The following is a 20650-nucleotide window of genomic DNA, read 5'->3' on the forward strand; positions in this document are numbered from 1 at the left end:
AGCAGATCTCAGGCGCCCGGCGCGCGCACCACCATCGGTACACCGGGAAAGTACGCGGCGATCTCCGTGCGTGACTTGCGCAGGGCCGCGGTGCCATATCCGCGCTTGCGGTACTCCGGATGAATCCAGATCCGGACGTCCACCTCGCCGGAATTCTGTTCGCCGAACACGAAGCCCACCTTGGCATCTCCTTCGATGGCGACGAACCATACGGCTTCCTCGTCGTCGACGCGGGCGATGGCCTTGCGTAGTTCTTCGTCGAGATCGCCGGCCGGTGCGCCCGAACCGTCGCCTGCGACCCCGAGTTCGGCGGTGCGGACGGAAAACAGGTCGGCATCGTCCTCGCGGGAGAACGGCCGCAGATCAAGCGTGTCGCCACTGCTGGCGGGGCGCTCGGCGAGCGTGAAGGTCAGTGCCGAGTTCAGGTCGTCGAGTTCGGCCTGATTGCGGCGCCGCTCGTCCTTGGTGAGTTGATCGAGCTTCATGTCGAGTACGGCCTCGGCGCCGAGCCGGGATTTGCCGAGGAGCTCGGCGATCGCCGAGACCGCGTCGTCGTGGTTGTCGGCGTCGACGATGGTGTCGAGGACCTCGTGGCGCCGCTGCAGCGCGGTCAGCAACGCGTCGGTGATGTCGCGGCGAGTGGTCGCTTGGTCCAGATCAGTCATGGTCCGATCCTAGTTCTCGTTCGGGCGGAGCAATAGGGTTCGTGTGTGAAACACGTTCGAGTTTCGGTGATCGCCCGATGGGGCATCGTAATGGCACGTCAACCACGAGTTATGGGAAGCGCCCTTTCGCAGTTCTGTAACACGTTCTAGTCTGTTGCCATGACTGTGGACAACTCTGAGACCGAATATGACCCCCTGCGCAGCGGGGTACACCTCGGCGATCTCATGGTCGCGGCTCTGCGACGGCACCGCAACCACAAGGTGCTCGAGATCGGCGACGCCGAACTGACCGGCGGCCAGATGGCCGATGCGGTCAGCCGCTATGTGCAGGCGTTCGATTCGCTTGGCGCGGGAGCGGGGACCGCGGTCGGGTTGCTTGCACTCAATCGACCGGAGGTGCTGCTGGTGATCGGCGCCGGGCAGACCCAGGGCTGGCGCCGCACCGCCCTGCATCCGCTCGGTTCACTCGACGACCACGCCTACGTCCTCGCCGACGCCGGGGTGACCACCTTGGTGATCGACCCGATACCGATGTTCGTCGAGCGTGCGGTGGGCCTCATCGAGCGCGTGGACAGTCTCAAGCAGGTCCTCACCCTCGGGCCCGTACCGGCGGAACTATCGGCCTACGGCCGCGATGTCATCGCCGAGGCCGACACCTTCGCGCCGGTGCAACTGGCCGCCGCGCCGCTGCCACCCGATCACGTCGTCTCGATCACCTATACCGGTGGCACCACCGGAAAACCCAAGGGCGTCATCGGAACCGCGCAGGCGATGGCGACGATGACGCAGATCCAACTCTCGGAGTGGGAGTGGCCGGAGCGTCCGCGGTTTCTGATGTGCACCCCGCTCTCGCATGCGGGTGCGGCCTTCTTCGTGCCCACCCTCATGAAGGGGGGCACCATGATCGTGCTCGGAAAGTTCGATCCGGCGCAGGTGCTCGCGACCATCGAGGAGAAGAACATCAGCGCGACGATGCTGGTGCCCTCGATGCTGTATGCGCTCCTCGACCATCCGGACTCGGGGACGCGCGACCTGTCATCGCTGCAAACCGTGTATTACGGTGCGTCACCGATCAATCCGGTCCGGCTCGCCGAGGCCATCGAACGATTCGGGCCGATCTTCGCGCAGTACTACGGGCAGTCCGAGGCGCCGATGGTGATCAGCTATCTCGGCAAGCACGATCACCCGCAGCCGGGTGACGACCCGCGTCGTCTCTCCAGTTGTGGCCGCCCTTCGGCGTTTCTGCGGACCGCGCTGCTCGGACCCGACGACACGCCGGTCGCGCAAGGCGAGCCCGGTGAGATCTGCGTCGCCGGACCGCTTCTCGCGGGCGGCTATTGGGGGCTGCCGGAGCAGACCGCCGAGACCTTCCGCGACGGCTGGCTGCGAACCGGCGACATCGCGCGCGAGGACGAAGACGGGTTCTACTACATCGTCGACCGCACCAAGGACATGATCGTCACCGGCGGCTTCAACGTCTTTCCGCGTGAGGTGGAAGATGTTGTCGCCGAACACCCCTCGGTTGCGCAGGTCGGCGTGATCGGAGTGCCCGACCCGAAGTGGGGGGAGGCGGTCACCGCCGTCGTCGTGCTGCGTGCCGACGCCGGCGCCGACGACGACGCCAAGGCGACGATCACCGGCGAGATCCAGGACGCGGTCAAGAGCCGCAAGGGTGCGGTGCAGTCCCCCAAGCAGGTGATCTTCGCCGAGTCACTGCCGCTGACCGGTCTGGGCAAGCCCGACAAGAAGGCGCTGCGCGCGCAGTTCTGGGAATCTGCCGGGCGCTCGGTGGGCTGAGTCCGCAACCGCCGGCGATCCGTTCAGCAGTCGCAACCGCAGCAGTCGCAGCAGTCGCAGCAATCGCCGCATTCGCAGTCGCAACAATCGCTGCCATCGCAGCACGGCTCCTTGAACTTGTCGCTGCAATGGTTCCAATGATCGGCGCAGCATGCCTTTCCCATACATGCGGAGGCCAGAAACGGTCCGATCCGGTCGGCGAATCCGCGGTTCGGCGGGAATGGCGGGGGATAGGGCCAGGACTGCGGATACTCCGGTGGACGGTACGGGGGCCACTGCGTCCGGGCATGCGTCCGTTGCGCGATCGCGTGCCGCAACCCGTCGAGCAGCACCGCCCGCAGCAGTCGGTCGTCACCGAGATGCAAACGGGTGTACCGGGTGCCGATCGCAGTGACGAGGCGACGGCAGTCGGATAGTGCCGAATCGACGTCGGTACCGCTGGCACGCAACGGATTGAACGCGCCGGCCAGCGCGTCGGAATGGTAGTCGTCGACAGCGTCGAGCAGATGCGCGATCCGGCCGAAGTCAGATCCCATGGTGGTGAGGTCCGCGCGGTTCGCCGGCACGTCGGCGGCATCGGCGGTCGCCGCGAACACCTCGGCGCATGCCCGCGCGGTGGGCCCGGTGAGCTCGTCGAGACAGGTTGTGGTGCACTCGATCTCGCACTGCCGGTCCAGGGTGGCGAGGATGGTGTCGACGTCTGGGCCCCCGTCGGCGGCGGCCGATCGACGCAGCCGCGGCGACGCCGCGCGCGCAGCCAGCGTGGCAATCCGGGACGGTGGTGCCAGTCCGAGCTGTTGCTCGGCGCCGACGTCGCCGGCCTTGGCCGCGGCGAGCGTGAGCGAGGCGGTGGCGGCCAGGCGGATGCCCGGGTCGGCCGCAGCCACCACGGTGGCCGGGCGCATCCCACGCAGCGGGCACCGGCCCGCTCGGGTGGTGGATGCCTCGATGCCGCGTTGCGCCTCGGTCAGGATCGAGATCATCACCGCATCGGTGTTGGTGGTCAGCCGGGCCAGGTGGCCGTGGCCGTCGCGCAACGCCAGGCACAGCCCGCACATATGCGCACGCCACTGGGCGGTGAGTTCGTCACCGAGCCGATGGCGACATGGCGAGAGGACTCCGAACATTCCGTCATCCAAACATCGCAACGGACCGGATTCCAATCACACCCGGCCGACGTCGATCAGGTGCCCGACCCGAGGCGGGCGGTCACCGCGCGGTGATGATGTCGCAGGCGGTGTCCACGGCGGCTTCCGGCGCGGTGAGTTTTGCCGAGAGACGCTGCGCCGCCGCCCGAGCACGCTGTTCGGTCAGTACCGAGAGGTGCGCGGCACTCAAACGTGACAATCGAGTGCCGACGCCGGATCCCCAGCGGTGCACCGTGGCCGCCCACATCGGCTGGTCGGCGCTGAACCAGCCGACCACCGACGGGATTCCGGCGCGCAGCGCCGCGCCGGTCGTGCCGGCGCCGCCGTGATGTACTGCGCCCCGGCAATGTCTGAGCAACTCCTCGTGATCGACCATTCCCGCGACACGCAATAGCCGGGGGTGGTCGGCGAGCTCGGTGTCGGTGTGCGCGATCACCCGTAGGCCACGGCTCAGCAGGTCGCCGACGATGAATTCGATTCGCTCATCAGGGGTTCGCATGCTGCCGAAGCCGACGTACACCGGGGCCGGCCCCGCGTCGGCAAAGGCGACGACCTCGTCGGTGCGTCCGGTGCCGCAGTTGATGGCCGACCGGGTCTCCTTGTCCGGCACCAGGAATCCGATCACCGGGCGCCGCGGTCCCCACTCGCGGGCCAGACCGGGGAACAGTGATCCATCGTAGGCCTGGATCTCGGGAACCCCGGCGGCCCGCAATCGCCTGCGCAGGGTCCGCCGGTCGGTCGGCAACCCGAGACGTGCGCGTAGCGCGCCATCGGTGCCGCGGGTGGACAGCCACATCAGGCGGTCGGCAAGCGTCCACGTCGTCAGTGAAACCGTCGGCGGCAGAGAGTGGTAGAGCGGCGATACCGAGCGTGACGGGCGGATGGGGCAATAGTGCAGAGGGACGAAGGCGATCCGGCGGCTCTCGGCAATGGACGCGGCACGATCCTGGGCGAGGAGGCCGGTGGCGAGAACATCGGAGTCGTCGGCCAACTCGCCCATCACCCGTTCCGACTCGCCGGCCCCGTAGGCGCCGACCTCGCGCAATGCATGTAGCCGTACCCGGGGATTCTTCGATTTGAGATCTTCCCGGATCAGTGGACTCCTCAACAGATCGGCAGTCGAGGGGCACAGCGCCGACGTCGCGATCCCGGTCCGCGCGATCGGTTCGACGAGGTCCTCGGCAACGGCCAGGCGGACCCGGTGACCGCGGCGCACCAGCTTGGCGGCGACCGCCACCGCCGGTTGCACGTCCCCGCGGCTGCCATGAAGAGCGAAAGCGATCTTCATGCGCCCCAACTCCTTCCGTTGAGCCTCCAATTCTTCAGCTCATCCCGGATGAGTGTGGACAGCGACTGCTGGTCGGGGATGCGGCCCGGGTCGAGCGAGGTCACCGCAAGACCGGCCGTCTCCGGACCGAGGCAGAACCAGCCGCTGATCCCGCCGCCCAACGAGGCCAGCTCGGCCGGCGACGAGTCGGTGACCGCGCGCACCGCCACCGTGGCGTCGACACCACTGCCCAGGCCGGTGAAGTCCGCCGACAACTGCCCGAGATTGGATGCCAGACACAGCGGGGTCGACTGGTTGGCGGCCAGCCGGCGTACCAGCCCGTCGCCGAGCGCCTGGGCGACGATCGACAGGTGTCCCAGCGTCGACGTGCGGTCGGCGACGCCGCCATAGGCGGACCTGCAGGCCGCCCGGATCGGTGTGAGGTCGAGGTACCGCCCGTCGGAGATCTCGATGGCCGCACTGGTTCCGGTGGTGGCGTTGGCCTTTCGGTCGCCGTCCGGATGCATCGACACCGGAAGCGACACCGGCACGACGTCACCCGGCGAGACCAGTCCGGCGCGTTCGAGCAGGCCGACCATGATGCCGACGAACAAGGCGTTCGGGGTGCCGTTCGTCCGGTCGGCGACTGCGATGAATTCGTCGGCGGCAATGGTGAGGAGCACGCTGGGTGTCTGGTCCGCGGACGCGGCGGTGGCGGTGTCGGCGCCGGTGGTCTGCACCGGATCGCCGGTGGCAGTCGTCGGCGCGGCGGTGCGGCCATCCCGGCGACTCCGCAGTGCAGCCACCGTCAGTCGCGCCGCGGCGAGAGCCGCCGCGGTCGCGGTCCGCATGCCGTCGGCGATGTCGTCGATCCACCGGGACCGGTCGATGCGGGTGTCGAATTCGGTTCCGCGGACGGCTTCTTCGACGGCGGTCACCACCGACCAGCCATCGCCGACGGCATGCGCCACGATCAGCGACACATAGGTTGCCCGCCCGTCGGCGGAGTAGGCGGCGCTCAGGCGCCACGCCGGTCCGCGCACACTGTCGACGCCGCGATCTGCCTGGTGTTGTGCCCAGGCGGTCGCGGCACCCTCGCCGACCGGCGCGGACTCGAACACATCGGTGCCGGCCGCCTCGGTGTAGTGCCAGGTGTCGCGGCACGGTGCGGGCCGTCGCCGCACCACCCGGGACAAGCGGCCCTGACGCAGGCGATCGGCGAGGCCGGCAAAGTTCTCGGCACTGAGCCGGCCATCGAGCCGCCACACCGCCTGATTGATGACACCGACACCGAGAGCGTGTTCCATCCGCACGAACAGGTCGTCGTCGGTGGTCAGTCGTTCGGGCCTGTGTTGTTGCGCGGCAGCATGTTCGGAGGTGCCGCGTGCGGCGGTGTGGTGTGCGGCCGGGACAGGCATGATCGGTCTCCCTACCGGGTGCTCCGGAATCGTCAGGTCAGAGACGTGCGAGATATGCGCGCAGGGTCAGCGGGGCGAAGATGGCCAGGATCGCGCAACTTCCCAGCAGGGTCCAGCCCACGTCGGCCGTGAACTGCCCGTGGTTGGCCAGCGCACGAAACGACGAGATGAGATGGGAGATCGGATTGATGTCGGCGATCACCCGAAGCCACCCCGGCATCGTCGAGGTCGGTACAAATGCGTTGGACGTGAACGTCATCGGCATCAGGATCAGCATGGATATGCCCTGAATCGCCGAGACCTTGTTGAGCAACACACCCATCAGGGCGAAGATCCAACTCAACGAGAACGCCGAGAACACGACCAAGATCATCCCGAGGATGACGCCGAGCGGGCTGGTCGGCCGATACCCGATCGCCAGGCCGACGACCAACGAGACCGTCGTCGCGATGACGTAGCGCAAGGTATCGGCGATCAGCAGTCCGGCCAGTGGTGCGATGCGCGCGATGGGCATCGACACGATCCGGTCGAACACCCCGCTGTCGATGTCCTCGCGCAGCTGGGTGCCGGTGACGATGGAGGTGGTCACCGAGACCGACACGAGCACGCCGGGAACCAACAGCTGCAAGTAGTTTCCGACCCCACCGGCCACCGCGCCACCGAAGATGTTCGCGAACAACACCGTGAACACGATCGGCACCACGATGACGTCGATCAGTCCTTGCGGAGAATGCCGCATCCGGAGCAGGCCACGCCGCGTCAACGCGCCGATCTGCCGCAGCGTCACCCCGGGCGGGATCCGATCGGTCGGGGTGATCGGCCATTCGATCCCTCCTGACCCGATCCCACCTGACTCGAGCCCGCCTGTGTCGCGGACCTCCGGGTACAAGTGGCCGGCGAGTTCGGTTGTGCGGCCGTCACTCATGACGCGTCCTGCATTCGCGGGTCCGCGTCACCGGTCAAGGCGAAGAACACGTCGTCGAGTGTCGGCCGCTGCACCGAGAATTCGACGATGTCGATCGAGGCGGACTCGAGTTCGGCGACGGCACGCGCGGCGAGCGCCGGATCGGTGATGGTTGCCGACAACCTGGCCTCGGTGGGCAATTCGACGACCTCGGTGGCCAGACAACGTCGGAGAAGCGTTGATGCGTCGTGGAGCCGGGCGGCGTCGCTGATCAGCACGTGCAGCGATTTGCTGCCGATGCGTTCCTTGAGGCTGTCGGCGGTGCCCTCGGCGACCACGTGCCCGGAATCGATGACGACGATGGAATCGGAGAGCTTGTCCGCCTCGTCGAGGTATTGCGTCGTCAGCAGCACAGTCGTGCCGCCGGCGACGAGTTCGCGAACCGCCTGCCACACCTGCGCCCGGGTCGTCGGATCGAGGCCGGTGGTCGGTTCGTCCAAGAACAGCAGCGGTGGCGCAGTGATCAGCGAACAGGCCAGATCGAGCCGCCTTCGCATGCCACCGGAGTATCCCGACACCGGGCGTCGCGCCGCATGCGTGAGTCCGAATTGCCCGATCAGCTCGTCCGCGCGGGAGCGGGCGCGCGGTTTGCGCAGGCCGCGCAATTCGGCGAAGAGCCGCAGGTTCTCCTGGGCGGTCAGGTCCTCGTCCAACGATGCGTACTGGCCGGTCAGCGCGACCAGAGAGCGCACCGCCGTGCCCTCGGTGGTGACGTCACGCCCGAAGACCCGGGCCCGGCCGCCGTCTGGGCGCAGGAGCGTTGCCAGCATCCGGACCGTCGTGGTCTTACCTGCACCATTGGTGCCCAGCAGCCCGCACACCGATCCGGTCGGTATGGACAACGAAACGTCGTCGACCGCGACCACCCGTCCGAACGTCTTTCGCAGGGACTCGGCCTCGATCGCTGTCGATGGCAGAACGACCATGCCGGGCTCCTTTCTCGATCCGCGTCAGCCCGTAGCCTACCGATGCCGGTGCCGGAGTCCGATACGAAGTCGGCTTCGGTAATTGATTCCGGCTACTTCACCGGCGATTTAACATGGTGTTCACTCCGACGAATCCGTCAGTGTGATGTGTGCATCCGGAAAATCGAATTGTGACGAAGTCGTCGTGCCGGGTTATCTTTAGCGGGTCGGTGGCATTCTGTGTCGGTACCGTCGCAGTCTTCGTGTAGGGGAGTGGAATTTGTCGAGCAGGGGTGGCCGCCGTTTCCGGTGGGGATTTCGTACATGTGTGGGCGTGCTGAGCGTCGTCGCGACAGCTGCGGCCGTCGTCGTGAGTGGGCAGGCCGGCGCCCTCGCGCAACCGGCCGCGCAGGCGAGGATCGAGCGCACGGTGTCGGAGGGGAGCGGCCTGACCGCGGTGTATGTGTATTCGCCCGCAATGGCCAAGACCATCAAGGTCCAGGTCCTCACGCCCGCGCACGCCGATCGCAGCCGGGGTTCGCTGTACTTGCTGAGCGGACTCGGCGAGGAGGACCCGGAGAACAGCATGTGGTTGCGCGAGACGGCGGCCCGGCAGTTCTACGCGGACAAGAACGTCAATGTGGTGATGCCACTTGCCGGTAACGGGAGCCTCTATACCGACTGGCAGCGCGACGATCCGAAACTTGGCCGGTATCAATGGGAAACCTTCCTGATCAAGGAGTTGCCCCCGTTGATCGACGAGGCGTTCGACGGTAACGGCAAGCGCGCGATCGCGGGGATCTCGATGGGTGCCGGTTCGGGTTTGGTGCTGGCCGCACGTAATCCCGGTTTCTATCGGGCGGTGGCGTCCTACAGTGGCTGCTACACGACGACCGGCGTTGCGGGACAGGCGTATCCGCGCGGTATCGTCGCCGCGTTCGGCGGCGATGCGAACAATATGTGGGGTTCTCCCGGCGATCCCGACTGGGCCGCGCACGATGTCCTCCGGCTGGCGGGTAACCTACGGGGTACGACGGTGTATGTCTCGAGCGGTACCGGTCGTCCGGGTGCCTACGATGCGCCCGGCTATCCGGGCAATTCGGACCCGGTCAACCGCCAGGTCATCGGTGGCGGGATCGAATTCGGTACGTATATGTGCACCCGGGAACTCCAGTCCAGGCTCGCCGCCGAGCGCATTCCGGCAACCATTCACATTGTCGATCCGGGAACACACTCATGGCCGTATTGGCGCGATCAACAACGTGAGAGCTGGCCGATAATCGAACGCGGTTTGGATAACTGAATCAGTCGTTCACCAGACCATCAACATTCACCAAACCATCTGGGGAGGTTTCGTTGGAATACACCGAACTCGCCGACTACCGGATACCCGGTGGTTCGCTCACCGCCTGGGAGCCGGTTGCCCATCAGGACGCCTGGCGCGACGATCCACGTCGGCTGTCTTATGTGCATGTCGAGCATGCACGTCGCGCACAGCTGGTGGGGGCCGGCTGGTACAGCGAGTGGATCGGCACGGCGTTTCTCGTCGAGCACGCTCTCGACCGGGACGCGCTCGCGGCGACCATCGAGGAGTGGTACCGCAGACATGAGGCATTTCGGTCCTCGGTCCGGACCGATTCCGATGTCACGCCCGAAGACGAGCTGACCCGTATCACCGCGCCGCCGCAAGCCATCTCGGTTCGCGGTACGTCCCTGGGGGAGGACCTCGATGACGCGCAGGCGCATGCAGCGGTTCAGGAGTACTTCAACACGACGGTGTCGCCGCTGCGGTGGCCCCATTGCGTGGCGGTGACCGTCGAGCCGGCGGGGCGCGATGACTGCTTTCTGCTGATGTTCGCGGCCGATCACACCGTCATGGATGCCTACACCCAGGTGTTCGCGATCCGTGAGCTCACCACCCTGTACGAGGCGGCGCTGGCCCAGCAACCGCACAATCTGATCGACTACGGCAGCTACCTCGACTTCGCCGACGCCGAGCGCTGCCTCGGCGAGCAGATCGATGCGAACAACTCCGCGGTCGCCTTGTGGCGCAGATTCTTCGACACGTCGACGAACACCGCGCAACCCGTTGCGATGCCGACGTTTCCGCGATTCGAGGTGCCCGACGAACAGGCCACGGTGGCGTCCAGGCGACCGCCGACCACCGGATTCCAGGCCAGCTTGTCGCGCTATCTCCTCGATGGAACGGAAACCAAACTCCTCGACGGTATCTGCAAGACCGCCGGCGGGTCGCTGGCGGCCGGGATCTACGCCGCGCTCGCGATGGCCAACACGGCGCTCACCGGCGAGGCAGACCTGCGGTTCGTCAGCCCTATCCACACCCGCACCGGCCCGCAGTGGGGTGAGGCGGTGGGCTGGTTCGTGGGCGTGATCCCGATGCACGTCCGGTCCGGTGGTGCCGCGACGTTCACGCAGGCCTTGTCGGCGGTCACCGCGAGCGTCGGGGAGTATCGCGATGCCGGCGCCGCGCCGTTCGCACCGATCGCCGATCTGATCGGCGGCGACACCACCCCGCCGGGCTTCGTGGTCTCCTACATCGATCTGCGTCGCGCCGAAGGCGCCGAACGTTGGGATGCGCGCGAGGCCCGGGTGTTGCGCAGCGCCACCGCGGACGCCGACGAGGTGTACTTCTGGATCAACCGGATCCCCGACGGACTCAACATTTCCGCGCGCTATCCGGCCGGGCCCGCGGGGCGAGCGGTCGAGGTCTTCCTGTCGCGCTTCCACTCGATCCTGACCAACGTGGTCGCCGAAGGTGATTGCTCCGTAGAGGTCGCCGCACGCGGCGCGCTGGCCTCGGAGCGCCGATGACGGTCCGTTTCTCGGGCACCGGGGAGCTGAGTCCGCTGCTGCGCGAACCATTTCCCGGGGGAGACGTCGTCGAATGGACGGTGCGTGCACCCGAACAGGTCCGGCAGCAGTCGGTGCCGTCGGGGGCAGGCACATTTCTGCAGTCCGACCATCTCGCGACCGCGGTCGCCGGGCGTCGGCGCGGGGATGCACATCGCGCGATCATCGGTTCGCTCACCCGATTCGACGAGAGCCTCGACGACGCTGCGATGGCGCAGGCACTCACCGAATTCCTGCGCCGGCACGAGGAATTGCGGGCGCACTACGTGATCGACGAGTCGGGGATCACGCGGATGGTCGCGCCCGCGAACGTCATCGAGGTGGTCACCACCGGATCGGGCGGTGCCGGTCGGCAACGGGTGGACGGCGAGTCGATCGGCGAACATGCCGCCCAACGCATCGCCGCCCACACCGACTACGACTCCGTGCCCGCCATGCACTTCGGGGCGGCGGCCGACGCCGACGGATTCACCTTCTATCTCGGCACCGATCACGTACACGGCGACGGCTACTCGATGTGGCTCGCGCTCGCCGAGATCGTCGCCCTCTACCGGGCCCGGGTCCATGGCGACGACGCCGACCTGCCGCCGGTGGGACTCTACGCCGACTACATACGGGACGAATCGATCTCGGCGACCGCCGTCGGCGCCGCCGACGAGAGCGTGGACATCTGGCGAAAAGCGTTGCGCGCCAAGGGTGGGATACCGACCTCGGCGCTCGACCTCGGACTCGCCGACGATGCGCCGGTGGCCGCGGTGCGCGCCCGCCGGGACCTGTTGACCGCGGAACAGGCCGCCCGGATCGACGAACGGCTGGCGTCCACCGATCTCACGTTCACCGGATGTGTCTACGCGGCCCTGGCATCGGCACAGCTCGCCGTGACCGGCGAAGGTCTCTTCTGCACGACGACTGCGGTGGCCAGGCGCATGCCGGGGCACGAACGAACACAGGGCTGGCTCTGCAACTTCGCCCCGATCTGCTTCGACACCGACCCCGACGGCGACTGCTGGGCGCTGATCGCCACGGCGACCGCCGCCGTACGCGACGCCCGGATCGCATCGCAGGCCCCGGTGGGAGCGGTCTTGGGTGCGCTGGCCCAATCCGGTGAGCTGCCGCCGATCAACGGCTCCCCGCAGATGGTCACCTATCTCGATCACCGCAGGCTGCCCGGAGTGGCCGACCCCACGGTCGCCACCACGGTCGGCTTTCCGGGTGTGGGACGAACCCGCAACGCCAACCTCTGGGTGAGCCGGATGACCGACTGTCTGACGATCGAGACGCAGATACCCGACAACGCGACCGCGCGCGCGAACGTCGAATCATATTTCGATGCGATCGCCGACTGGCTGGGCGTCTTCGCCGCCGGTGTCGACGAACCACCGAGGAGTCACCGGATCGCCGGGTTGCCGGCATGAAACTGGCCAGCCTGGAGCACTATTCGGTGGAACCGGGGCGTTTCGTCCAATGGCGTCCGCGGGCCACCGCCGACGCCGTTCCCACCGGTGTCGCCGTGTCGGAGAACGAGCGGTTTCACCTCGATTCGGTACGGGCGGGCCGGCACGGATGGCTGACCCTGGTCGTCGATTTCTCCAGGGCGATCGAGCGCGACCGTCTCGACCGGCTCGTCCCGATCCTGCTGGCGCGCCACGACGCGCTACGCAGCCACTTCGTCGTCGGCGCCGGCGACTATGAGCGGCATGAGTGTGGCCCCGACATCACCACTACCGCCGTCGCCGAAGCCGATGGCGTCTCGACGAGTGCAACAGCATTCACCGATGAGGTGATGGGTCGAGTCGCCATGGTCTGCAACCCGTTACGTCCGCTCGACCACTTCTTCTCGGCGGTGGCGCGCTCCGATTCCACGACGGTCATCTGTGCCTTCGACCATGCATACGTCGATGCGCGGTCGCTGACCGTGCTCGCCGGGGACATCTCCGACATCCTCGCCGACCGGCCGTTGCGAACCGCGGATTCGGGTCTGGATGCGGTGCGCGGGCACACCGTGATCCAGAATGTGTCCGCCGACGACCCACGCCTGACCGGCTGGCAGCGGTATCTCGAGCAAACCGATTGGCAGATACCGGATTTCCCGCTCGATCTCGGTGTCGCGCCGGGCACCCGCGTGCCGATGCGCACCCGGGTCGAGACGCTGCTGTCGCGGGAGGCGAGTCGCCAACTCGGTACGGGAGTGCGTCGGCACGGCGGGCGTACCCTGCCGACGCTGTTGACCTGCATCGGTGCGGCCGTCCATCGCAACGGTGGTCCGTCGGAGATGGCGACGATCATCCCGGCCGGGCCGTCCTCGGACGAGCGATTCGTGGCATGGGTGGTCGAGAACATCCCGCTGCGGGTGGCATGTGCAGGCGATGTGCGGGAGTTGCTGAAGATCAATGCCGATCGGCTGGCGACGGCGAGACCGCTGGCCGAGATCGGATTGACGCCGGTCTATCAGACCTTCGGTGATCGCCTGCGCCGCAAGCGCGATGACGTGTTCATGGTGTCCTATGTCGACTACACGCGATGGTATGAGCCCGTCGATGGGGTCGAGGTGCGGCAACTCTCCGGCGACCACGCCACCGACAACGCCCAGTGGTGGCTGTGGCGGGATGCGCGCGGTATCCACGTTCGGGTGCGCTACCCGGCGACCGCACGCGCCGATGCGGTGATGGACGCGGTGCTCGCCGATACCGCGTCGATCCTGGAGCAGACGGTGGATCGGGTTGCGATGTCGCGCGCCCGGGGCGCGAGCGCCTGAGCCCGGATCAGCGGATGTCGGCTGCGCGACCGGATGCGGTGCGCTCGCCCGAATACCATTCCACGGTCCCCCGGAGCCCGAAGGCCTGCCGGCGGCGCTGCGAGGTGTAGACGAGCGCGTCCTTCTGCAGTCCGATCCCTTTGGGGCCCACCAGTGCTCGCACCCGGGCCTGTAACACCGCGTCTTCGTCGGCGTCGTCGACCCGGGTCCGGGGAAAGCCACCCGACTCGAGGTACATCTCGGCGTCGATGGCCATGTTGTTGCCCACGACGGCGTAACTGCGCCGCGCGGCGGCCGGCCCGCGCAGCGTACGGAGATATTCGATTCCGTGCCCGACGCGCCACAACCGGCCGACCGCATTGAACAGAATCGGCGAAACACCCTCGTCGGGACGCGCTTTCACCCGACCGCCGACGAGACGCTTGCCGGCGAACAAGGGCGCGATCAGGTTCGCCAGCCAGCACGACGCGGGGCGCGAGTCGGCATCGGTGCGCGCGATGACCGTTGCGCCCGAATCGATCGAGTACCGCGCGCCGGTGTCGGCGGCACAACCGGTCCCCTTGTCGCTCTCGTGGATCAGCTCGGTCGGATACCGGGGCCCGGACTCGATGAACTCACGCACCAATTCGGGTGTCCGGTCAGTGCTGTCGTTGTCCACCACCACGATCCGGCAACCGCCGAGTACCGCACGTTGCAACGGGGAATCGAAGTCCTGCTCCTGCAGTGCATGGAGGGTGTCGACGATCAGGTGTTCCTCGTTGTATGCGGGGACGATCACCGCGACGGCCGGACCTGCGGCGTCGACGGACTCGGAACGATCGGTGGTGGAAAGGTGCTCGTCGGACATGTCGCGAGTCTAGGTATCCGGGCGGGACCCGGCCACCCCGGATCAGGCCGGGTAGGGCGATCAGGCCGGGCATACCCCATAGCGCACCGGCAGGTCCTTGACGCCGTTGAGCCAGCCGGAACGCACCCGCCGCATCTCGCCGGTCAGCGAGATGTCGGGCAGCACGTCGGCGATCGCATCGAAGATGAGGTTCAACTCGAGCCGGGCCAGGTTGGCGCCGATGCAATAGTGTGCGCCGCTGCCGCCGAATGCCAGGTGCGGGTTGGGGTCGCGCAGGATGTCGAAGGTGAACGGATCGTCGAAGACCTCCTCGTCGTAGTTCGCCGAACCGTAGAAGATCCCGACGCGCTGCCCCGCGGAGACGGCGACACCACCGAGTTCGGTGTCGGCCAATGCAGTTCGCTGGAATGCATTGACCGGGGTGGACCAGCGCAGTATCTCGTCGATCGCCGAGCGCGGCCGTTCCCGCCGGTAGAGCTCCCACTGCGCGGGATGCTCGAGGAAGGCGTTCATGCCGTGGGTGGTGGCGTTGCGGGTGGTTTCGTTGCCGGCGGTGATGAGCAGGATGACGAAGAAGCCGAACTCCATCTCGTCGAGTGCTTCGCCGTCGATGTCGGCCTGCACCAGCGTCGTCACGATGTCGTCTCGGGGATTCTTCCGGCGGTCCTCGGCCATCTGATACGCGTATCCCAGCAGTTCCGCATTGGCTGTGGCCGGGTCGATGGCCTGATCGGGGTCGTCGGAATTGATGATGGCGTCGACGAGTTCGTGAATGCGCGGCCGGTCCGGTTCGGGCACTCCGATGAGGTCGAGGATGGCCTGCAACGGCAGGTGGATGGCGACGTCGTCGACGAAGTTGCCGCCCGGTGTGGCGGCTGCCTCCGCGACGACGCGGCGGGCGGTCTGTGCGAGTGTGTCTTCGAGCGCACCCACCGCTCGCGGTGTGAAGATCCGGGAGATGATCTTGCGCAGGCGGGTGTGTGACGGCGGATCGTGGTTGATCAGCAGCGCCTTGGTGAACTCGATCTGATCGGCAGTCACGTACTCGGGCAGCCGGATGATCGCTCCGTTGGCGTTCGTCGACCACAGCCCATGATTGCGCGAGACCTCGCGGACGTGAGCATGTTTGGAGACCACCCAGAATCCGCCGTCGTGGAATCCGCCGCCCATGCCGGGCTCCTGGGCGTTCCACCACACCGGAGCGGTGCGCCGGAGTTCGGCGAACTCCCGACTGGGCAGGCCGCGCTCGAGGACGTCGGGGTCGGTGAAGTCGATACCCGGATCGAACGGGCAGGTCTTGGTGGTGGTCACGTTTGCTCCTCGGAATGGGGATATGGACGTAGCGATGTGGAGGGCGGGCGTGTGTGCCGTGTCACCACACCATACATCACGCCCCGACACGTATGGTCATCGTTTTTCGCTCGGACTTCCGACTAGGCTGGGTTCCCATGAAACGACGGCCCTCGACGGCGCCCCGGCAACGCAGAGCGAACTGATGCGTACGCACGGATGGGCCGGTCAGGTGCCCGCCACCGACGAGGAGGCCATCGCGCGGATTCTCGCGACCACCCGTGAGGTGATCGACGAATGCGGGGAGGCGACGCGGCTGGCCGATGTGGCTCGCCGCCTTGGTGTCACCCGGCAGACCATCTATCGCTACTTTCCCAGTACCGAGGCACTGCTGTCGGCCACCGCGATCGATGCGGTGGGGGCCTTCCTGGACGGGATCGCGGGGCGCGTATCCGGTCTGGCCGACCCGGATGTGGCTGTGGTCGAAGGGGTTTGCGCGGTGCTGGAGACCGTTGCCGACGACCGTTACATGGGCATCCTGCTACGTCCGGGGCATCAGAGCCTGCCGGTGATCGGTCAGATCACCTCCGACAGCGCGGCGGTGTTCGCCCGCACCATGGTGGCGCGGATGGACGTCGACTGGGCCGAACGTGGCTACACCGATGATGATCTCGAGGTCCTCGTCGAGATCGTCCTGCGCACGCTTCAGTCGCTGATCATCGACCCGGGTCTCGAGCCGTATTCCGCTGCCGGGCGCAGAGCATTTCTGGACCGCTGGCTGGGCGCGGCGATCAGGGCGCTGCCCGCTGCACGGTGACGCCCTGCTCGGTGAGGACTCTGCACGGTGACGCCGGAACGACTGTGTCTCAGCGTGGTTCGCAGATGACGACGGGGATCTCGCGGTCGGTCCACGCGTCGTAGGCGTCGAAGTCCGCGTACAGCTCGACGAGCCGCGGCCACAGTTCGGCGCGTTCGGCGGCGGCGGCGGTGCGGGCGGTCAGTTCGTGCCGGTCCCGGCCCACCTCGATCGTCACCTGCGGGTTCGCCTGCAGGTTCAGATACCAGGCCGGATGGTGGGCCAGCCCACCCTGCGAGGCGACGACGACGAAGTCCGCGCCGCGCCGCAGATAGAGCAGCGGTGCCGTTCGTGGGCGGCCCGACTTGCGTCCGATGGTGGTCAGCAAGCACACCGGCACGGGCTTGGCGAAGGCCGCACCCACCCGCCACTTGCTGCCCAGCCGGCCACCGCTCGCCCGATAGAGCGCGGTGTTCGCTCGCGACCCGAGTTTCATCACCCGGGTGACGACGGGGGAGTCGAGCTGCGGCGGGCGCTTGTCGGGGTCCATGGTTCACCTACGTTCTGCGGCTCAGATACGTTCCAGCACGGTGCCGGTGGCCATCGCGCCGCCCGCGCACATCGTGATCAGCGCGGTCTGCTTGTCGGTGCGCTCGAGTTCGTACAGTGCCGTGGTGAGCAGGCGAGAACCGGTGCTGCCCACCGGATGTCCGAGCGCGATCGCCCCGCCGTTGACGTTGACCTTGTCCATGTCGGCGTCGTGTACCTGCGCCCAGCTGAGCACCACCGAGGCGAAGGCCTCGTTGATCTCGACGAGATCGATGTCGCCCAACGACATTCCCGCCTTGGCGAGTACGCGTTCGGTGGCCTGGACGGGTCCGTCGAGGTGGAAATGCGGTTCGGCTCCGATGAGCGCCTGTGCGCGTAACCGGGCCCGCGGCGTCAGCCCGAGGGCGCGGGCGCGGTCTTCGTCCATCAGCAGGATCGCGGCGGCGCCGTCGGAGATCTGGGAGGAGTTTCCCGCGGTGTGGATGCCACCGTCGATGACCGGGTTGAGCGCGCCGAGTGTCTCTGTGGTGGTGTCGCGCAGCCCCTGGTCGCGGGTGACGTCGAGGATCTTGCCGGTCAGCTCACCATCCTTGGTGCGTTCGGGTGCCTTGAAGGTGAGGACCTCGCGGTCGAAACGCCCTTCGTCCCAGGCCTGTCGGGCACGTTGCTGGCTGCGCAGGCCGAGTGCGTCGACGTCGGCGCGGGTGATGCCGCGTCGGCGGGCGATCCGCTCGGCCGCCTCGAATTGATTGGGCATGTCGACCTGCCACGAATCCGCGTGGTACGGACCGGCATTGGTGCCGACGTTGGCGCCGAGTGGTACCTGGGTCATGGTCTCGACACCGCACGCGATGCCGACCTCGATGGTGTCGGTGGCGATCAGTCCGGCGATGAGGTGATTGGCCTGCTGCGCCGACCCGCACTGGCAGTCGATCGTGGTCGCCCCGGTCTGCTCGGGCAGTCCCGCCGACAGCCACGCCTTGCGGGTGATGTTGCCGGCCTGTGCGCCCGCCTGTGTCACACATCCGCCGATCGCCTGCTCGACGAGCGCGGGATCGATACCCGCTCGCTCGATGAGGCCGCGCTGCGTCAAGCCGAGCAATTCCTCGGCGTGCAGGCCCGACAGCCATCCGGCCCGTTTGCCGATCGGAGTCCGAACGGCTTCGACGATCACCGGAACGCCCATGGTGGTTCCTCTCCTCTGAGAAATCTTCGGTATCAACTCAAATTAGAACACGTTCTCGTTTGCGTCCAGCCTTGGTGACGGTGATGTGCGCTGGCGCCTGCGCAGGATCGGGCATCAACGGCAATTGTCTGGACATAGGTCCAGAAATACTGGAGTGGGACGGTCGCCCCACACCGAATTCGCACGTCTGACTGGGGCGACCGTCCAGAAAAAGGTAGAACGAGTTCTCGTGATCGGCCCGTCTCTTGTGTACCGTAGATCACATGTGAGACCGATTTCCGTTCTCATCTCACTACAGGAAACGACAGGTGGTGTGACAGTGGTCAGGACCGTCAACGTTCCCGCGGGGGAGTTGCCGACCGGGGCGGCAGCGTCGGCCGAGGATGCCGGCAACCGCGGGTTCATGATGCAGGAGGGCTGGGATTTCACCAGTCCCGCCCTGCTCGAACAAGGTATTCCGATGGAGCAATTCGCGACCTTGCGCAAGACCGCTCCGGTGTGGTGGAACGCGCAACTGCCCGGCAAGGGCGGCGGATTCCACGACGGCGGTTACTGGGTGATCTCCAAGCACGCCCATATCCGCGAGATCTCCAAGAACAACGCGGACTGGTCGACGGCGGCCGACGGCGTCATCATGCGTTTCGAGGACAGCATGACGCAAGAGCAACTCGACGTCACCAAGGCGCTGTTGATCAACCATGATCCGCCGGATCACACGCGGCTGCGCAAACTGGTCTCCAAGGCGTTCACGCCGCGCGCGGTCCAGGCGCTCGAGGACAAGCTCGATACCGCGGCGCGGACCATCGTGGCGCGCGCCGCCGAGAGCGGTAGCGGTGACTTCGTCGACGACGTCGCCGTCGAGCTCCCGCTGCTCGCGATCGCCGACCTGCTCGGGGTGCCCGAGGGTGATCGCAGCAAGCTGTTCAACTGGTCGAACAACATGATGAACTACGACGATCCGGAATTCGGCGAGGACCCGGAGATGGCGTCCGCGGAAATCCTCGGCTACGGCTACACCATGGCCGAGTCCCGGCGTAAGAACCCCGTCGACGACATCGTCTCGACCCTGGTCAATGCCGACATCGACGGACAGAGCCTCGACGAGGCCGAATTCGGGTTCTTCTTCATCCTGCTGACCGTCGCAGGCAACGAGACCACGCGTAATGCGATCAGCCACGGCATGAACGCTTTCCTCGAACATCCCGATCAGTGGGAGCTGTTCAAGCGCGAGCGCCCGGCCACCACGGTCGACGAGATCGTCCGCTGGGCCACGCCGGTCAACTGTTTCCAGCGCACCGCCAAGCGGGACACCCAGGTCGGCGGCGTCGACATCGCCCAAGGCCAGCGGGTCGGCATGTTCTACGGGTCGGCGAACTACGACGAAGACGTCTTCGACGATCCGTACTCGTTCAACATCCTGCGAGATCCCAACCCGCACGTCGGATTCGGCGGCAACGGCGCGCACTTCTGCGTCGGCGCGAACCTGGCCCGGATGGAGATCAACCTGATGTTCAACGCGCTGGCCGACTTGGTGCCCGATATCAGCCGGCTCGCCGCGCCCCGTCGCCTGCGCCACGGCTGGATCAATGGCGTCAAGGAACTCCGCGTCGACTATGGCGCGAAGTGAGACGGGGCGAAGTGAGACGGGGCGAAGTGAGACGGGGCGAAGTGAGACGGGGCGAAGTGAGATGACCACGGCCAGTGAGTCACCGGCGTATCTGAACATCGACCGCGAGAATCACCCGGCGGTGATCGCGGGGCGGCGGTCGCGGGAATGCGTCGAGGCCCGCGACAAGCAGGCCTGGATCGACAACTTCGCCGCCGAAGCGAAGGTCGAAGACCCCGTCGGCCCGTCGATGTTCGACCCCGAGGGGATCGGATTCACCGGGCACCAACGTATCTCGGAGTTCTGGGATCTCTCCATCGCGACCACCGAGTCGATCGAGTTCGTCTTCGGCGATGAGATCATCTGCGGCAACGAGGTGGCCTACGTGGGCAAGATCGTCACCCACATCGCCGGTCACGTCTCCGAGGCGCACGGGGTGTTCACCTACCGTGCCGACGCGGAAGGCAAACTGTCTGCGCTGCGGGCATTCTGGGAAGTCGAGAAGACGATCAACTCGGTGCGGCCGGCGTAGCGGTCCCTCTCACCCGCTCCGGCCGGGCGCTGTACGAAAAGTAGGGGAAGAGCT

General features: G+C 66.8%; 18 protein-coding genes. 8 read left to right on the top strand and 10 right to left on the bottom strand.

The annotated features are described in order from the left end of the window. Window positions 1-8 precede the first annotated feature (8 nt). Window positions 9-665, bottom strand: coding sequence for a GNAT family N-acetyltransferase (locus ACLQ3C_RS17845; protein WP_425706431.1), 657 nt, complete (start codon window positions 663-665; stop codon window positions 9-11). Between the two features lie 159 nt (window positions 666-824). Here ACLQ3C_RS17845 and fadD8 point away from each other — a divergent pair, with 159 nt between their 5' ends. Beyond that, a complete protein-coding gene (fadD8, locus tag ACLQ3C_RS17850; protein WP_425706432.1) occupies window positions 825-2462 on the top strand; it encodes a fatty-acid--CoA ligase FadD8 in 1638 nt (545 codons plus the stop codon). Between the two features lie 23 nt (window positions 2463-2485). Here fadD8 and ACLQ3C_RS17855 read toward each other — a convergent pair whose 3' ends face one another. From ACLQ3C_RS17855 to ACLQ3C_RS17875, 5 genes are all read right to left on the bottom strand, one after another. Then, window positions 2486-3589 carry a DUF5685 family protein gene (locus tag ACLQ3C_RS17855; protein WP_425706433.1) on the bottom strand — a complete coding sequence of 368 codons (1104 nt, stop codon included), beginning with the start codon at window positions 3587-3589 and terminating at the stop codon, window positions 2486-2488. Between the two features lie 82 nt (window positions 3590-3671). Then, window positions 3672-4898 (bottom strand): glycosyltransferase, encoded by a 1227-nt coding sequence (locus ACLQ3C_RS17860; protein WP_425706434.1) that lies wholly within the window; start codon window positions 4896-4898, stop codon window positions 3672-3674. After that, complete coding sequence (locus tag ACLQ3C_RS17865) at window positions 4895-6295, bottom strand: hypothetical protein (RefSeq protein WP_425706435.1); 1401 nt, start codon at window positions 6293-6295, stop codon at window positions 4895-4897. Before ACLQ3C_RS17865 ends, ACLQ3C_RS17860 begins: the two co-directional genes overlap by 4 nt. 37 nt (window positions 6296-6332) lie before the next feature. Then, window positions 6333-7220: an ABC transporter permease gene (locus ACLQ3C_RS17870; RefSeq protein ID WP_425706436.1), complete on the bottom strand. Its 888-nt coding sequence runs from the start codon at window positions 7218-7220 to the stop codon at window positions 6333-6335. Continuing rightward, complete coding sequence (locus tag ACLQ3C_RS17875) at window positions 7217-8185, bottom strand: ATP-binding cassette domain-containing protein (RefSeq protein ID WP_425706437.1); 969 nt, start codon at window positions 8183-8185, stop codon at window positions 7217-7219. The genes ACLQ3C_RS17870 and ACLQ3C_RS17875 overlap by 4 nt, the downstream gene beginning before the upstream one ends. A 307-nt stretch (window positions 8186-8492) precedes the next feature. Between ACLQ3C_RS17875 and ACLQ3C_RS17880 the strand changes: the two genes are divergently transcribed. Genes ACLQ3C_RS17880 through ACLQ3C_RS17895 form a run of 4 tightly spaced genes read left to right on the top strand, consistent with a single transcriptional unit; the run spans window position 8493 to window position 13790 of the window. Continuing rightward, a complete protein-coding gene (locus ACLQ3C_RS17880; protein WP_425706438.1) occupies window positions 8493-9467 on the top strand; it encodes an alpha/beta hydrolase in 975 nt (324 codons plus the stop codon). 53 nt (window positions 9468-9520) lie between these two features. Beyond that, window positions 9521-10996, top strand: a complete 1476-nt coding sequence (locus ACLQ3C_RS17885) for a condensation domain-containing protein (RefSeq protein ID WP_425706439.1) — start codon at window positions 9521-9523, stop codon at window positions 10994-10996. Next, window positions 10993-12450, top strand: coding sequence for a condensation domain-containing protein (locus ACLQ3C_RS17890; protein ID WP_425706440.1), 1458 nt, complete (start codon window positions 10993-10995; stop codon window positions 12448-12450). The genes ACLQ3C_RS17885 and ACLQ3C_RS17890 overlap by 4 nt, the downstream gene beginning before the upstream one ends. Beyond that, window positions 12447-13790, top strand: a complete 1344-nt coding sequence (locus tag ACLQ3C_RS17895; RefSeq protein ID WP_425706441.1) for a condensation protein — start codon at window positions 12447-12449, stop codon at window positions 13788-13790. The genes ACLQ3C_RS17890 and ACLQ3C_RS17895 overlap by 4 nt, the downstream gene beginning before the upstream one ends. Window positions 13791-13797: 7 nt before the next feature. On the opposite strand, the gene ACLQ3C_RS17900 is transcribed toward ACLQ3C_RS17895, so the two are convergent. Continuing rightward, a complete protein-coding gene (locus ACLQ3C_RS17900) occupies window positions 13798-14637 on the bottom strand; it encodes a glycosyltransferase (RefSeq protein ID WP_425706442.1) in 840 nt (279 codons plus the stop codon). Between the two features lie 60 nt (window positions 14638-14697). Then, complete coding sequence (locus ACLQ3C_RS17905) at window positions 14698-15948, bottom strand: cytochrome P450 (RefSeq protein WP_425706443.1); 1251 nt, start codon at window positions 15946-15948, stop codon at window positions 14698-14700. Window positions 15949-16132: 184 nt separating this feature from the next. On the opposite strand from ACLQ3C_RS17905, the gene ACLQ3C_RS17910 reads away from it, so the two are divergent. Then, window positions 16133-16744, top strand: coding sequence for a TetR/AcrR family transcriptional regulator (locus ACLQ3C_RS17910; RefSeq protein WP_425706444.1), 612 nt, complete (start codon window positions 16133-16135; stop codon window positions 16742-16744). 49 nt (window positions 16745-16793) lie between these two features. Here the strand turns inward: ACLQ3C_RS17910 and ACLQ3C_RS17915 are convergent, their stop codons facing one another. Together ACLQ3C_RS17915 and ACLQ3C_RS17920 are read right to left on the bottom strand one after the other, a co-directional pair. Continuing rightward, complete coding sequence (locus ACLQ3C_RS17915; RefSeq protein ID WP_425706445.1) at window positions 16794-17273, bottom strand: nitroreductase family deazaflavin-dependent oxidoreductase; 480 nt, start codon at window positions 17271-17273, stop codon at window positions 16794-16796. A 21-nt stretch (window positions 17274-17294) separates the two neighbouring features. Continuing rightward, window positions 17295-18458, bottom strand: coding sequence for a steroid 3-ketoacyl-CoA thiolase (locus ACLQ3C_RS17920; protein ID WP_425706446.1), 1164 nt, complete (start codon window positions 18456-18458; stop codon window positions 17295-17297). A 352-nt stretch (window positions 18459-18810) separates the two neighbouring features. Between ACLQ3C_RS17920 and ACLQ3C_RS17925 the strand changes: the two genes are divergently transcribed. Together ACLQ3C_RS17925 and ACLQ3C_RS17930 are read left to right on the top strand one after the other, a co-directional pair. Continuing rightward, complete coding sequence (locus tag ACLQ3C_RS17925) at window positions 18811-20085, top strand: cytochrome P450 (protein ID WP_425706459.1); 1275 nt, start codon at window positions 18811-18813, stop codon at window positions 20083-20085. Between the two features lie 61 nt (window positions 20086-20146). After that, on the top strand, window positions 20147-20596 hold the full coding sequence (locus ACLQ3C_RS17930) for a nuclear transport factor 2 family protein (RefSeq protein ID WP_425706447.1): 450 nt from the start codon (window positions 20147-20149) through the stop codon (window positions 20594-20596). Window positions 20597-20650 lie beyond the last annotated feature (54 nt).

The organism is Gordonia sp. DT30 (genome assembly GCF_049844915.1).
Classification (GTDB): Bacteria; Actinomycetota; Actinomycetes; order Mycobacteriales; family Mycobacteriaceae; genus Gordonia.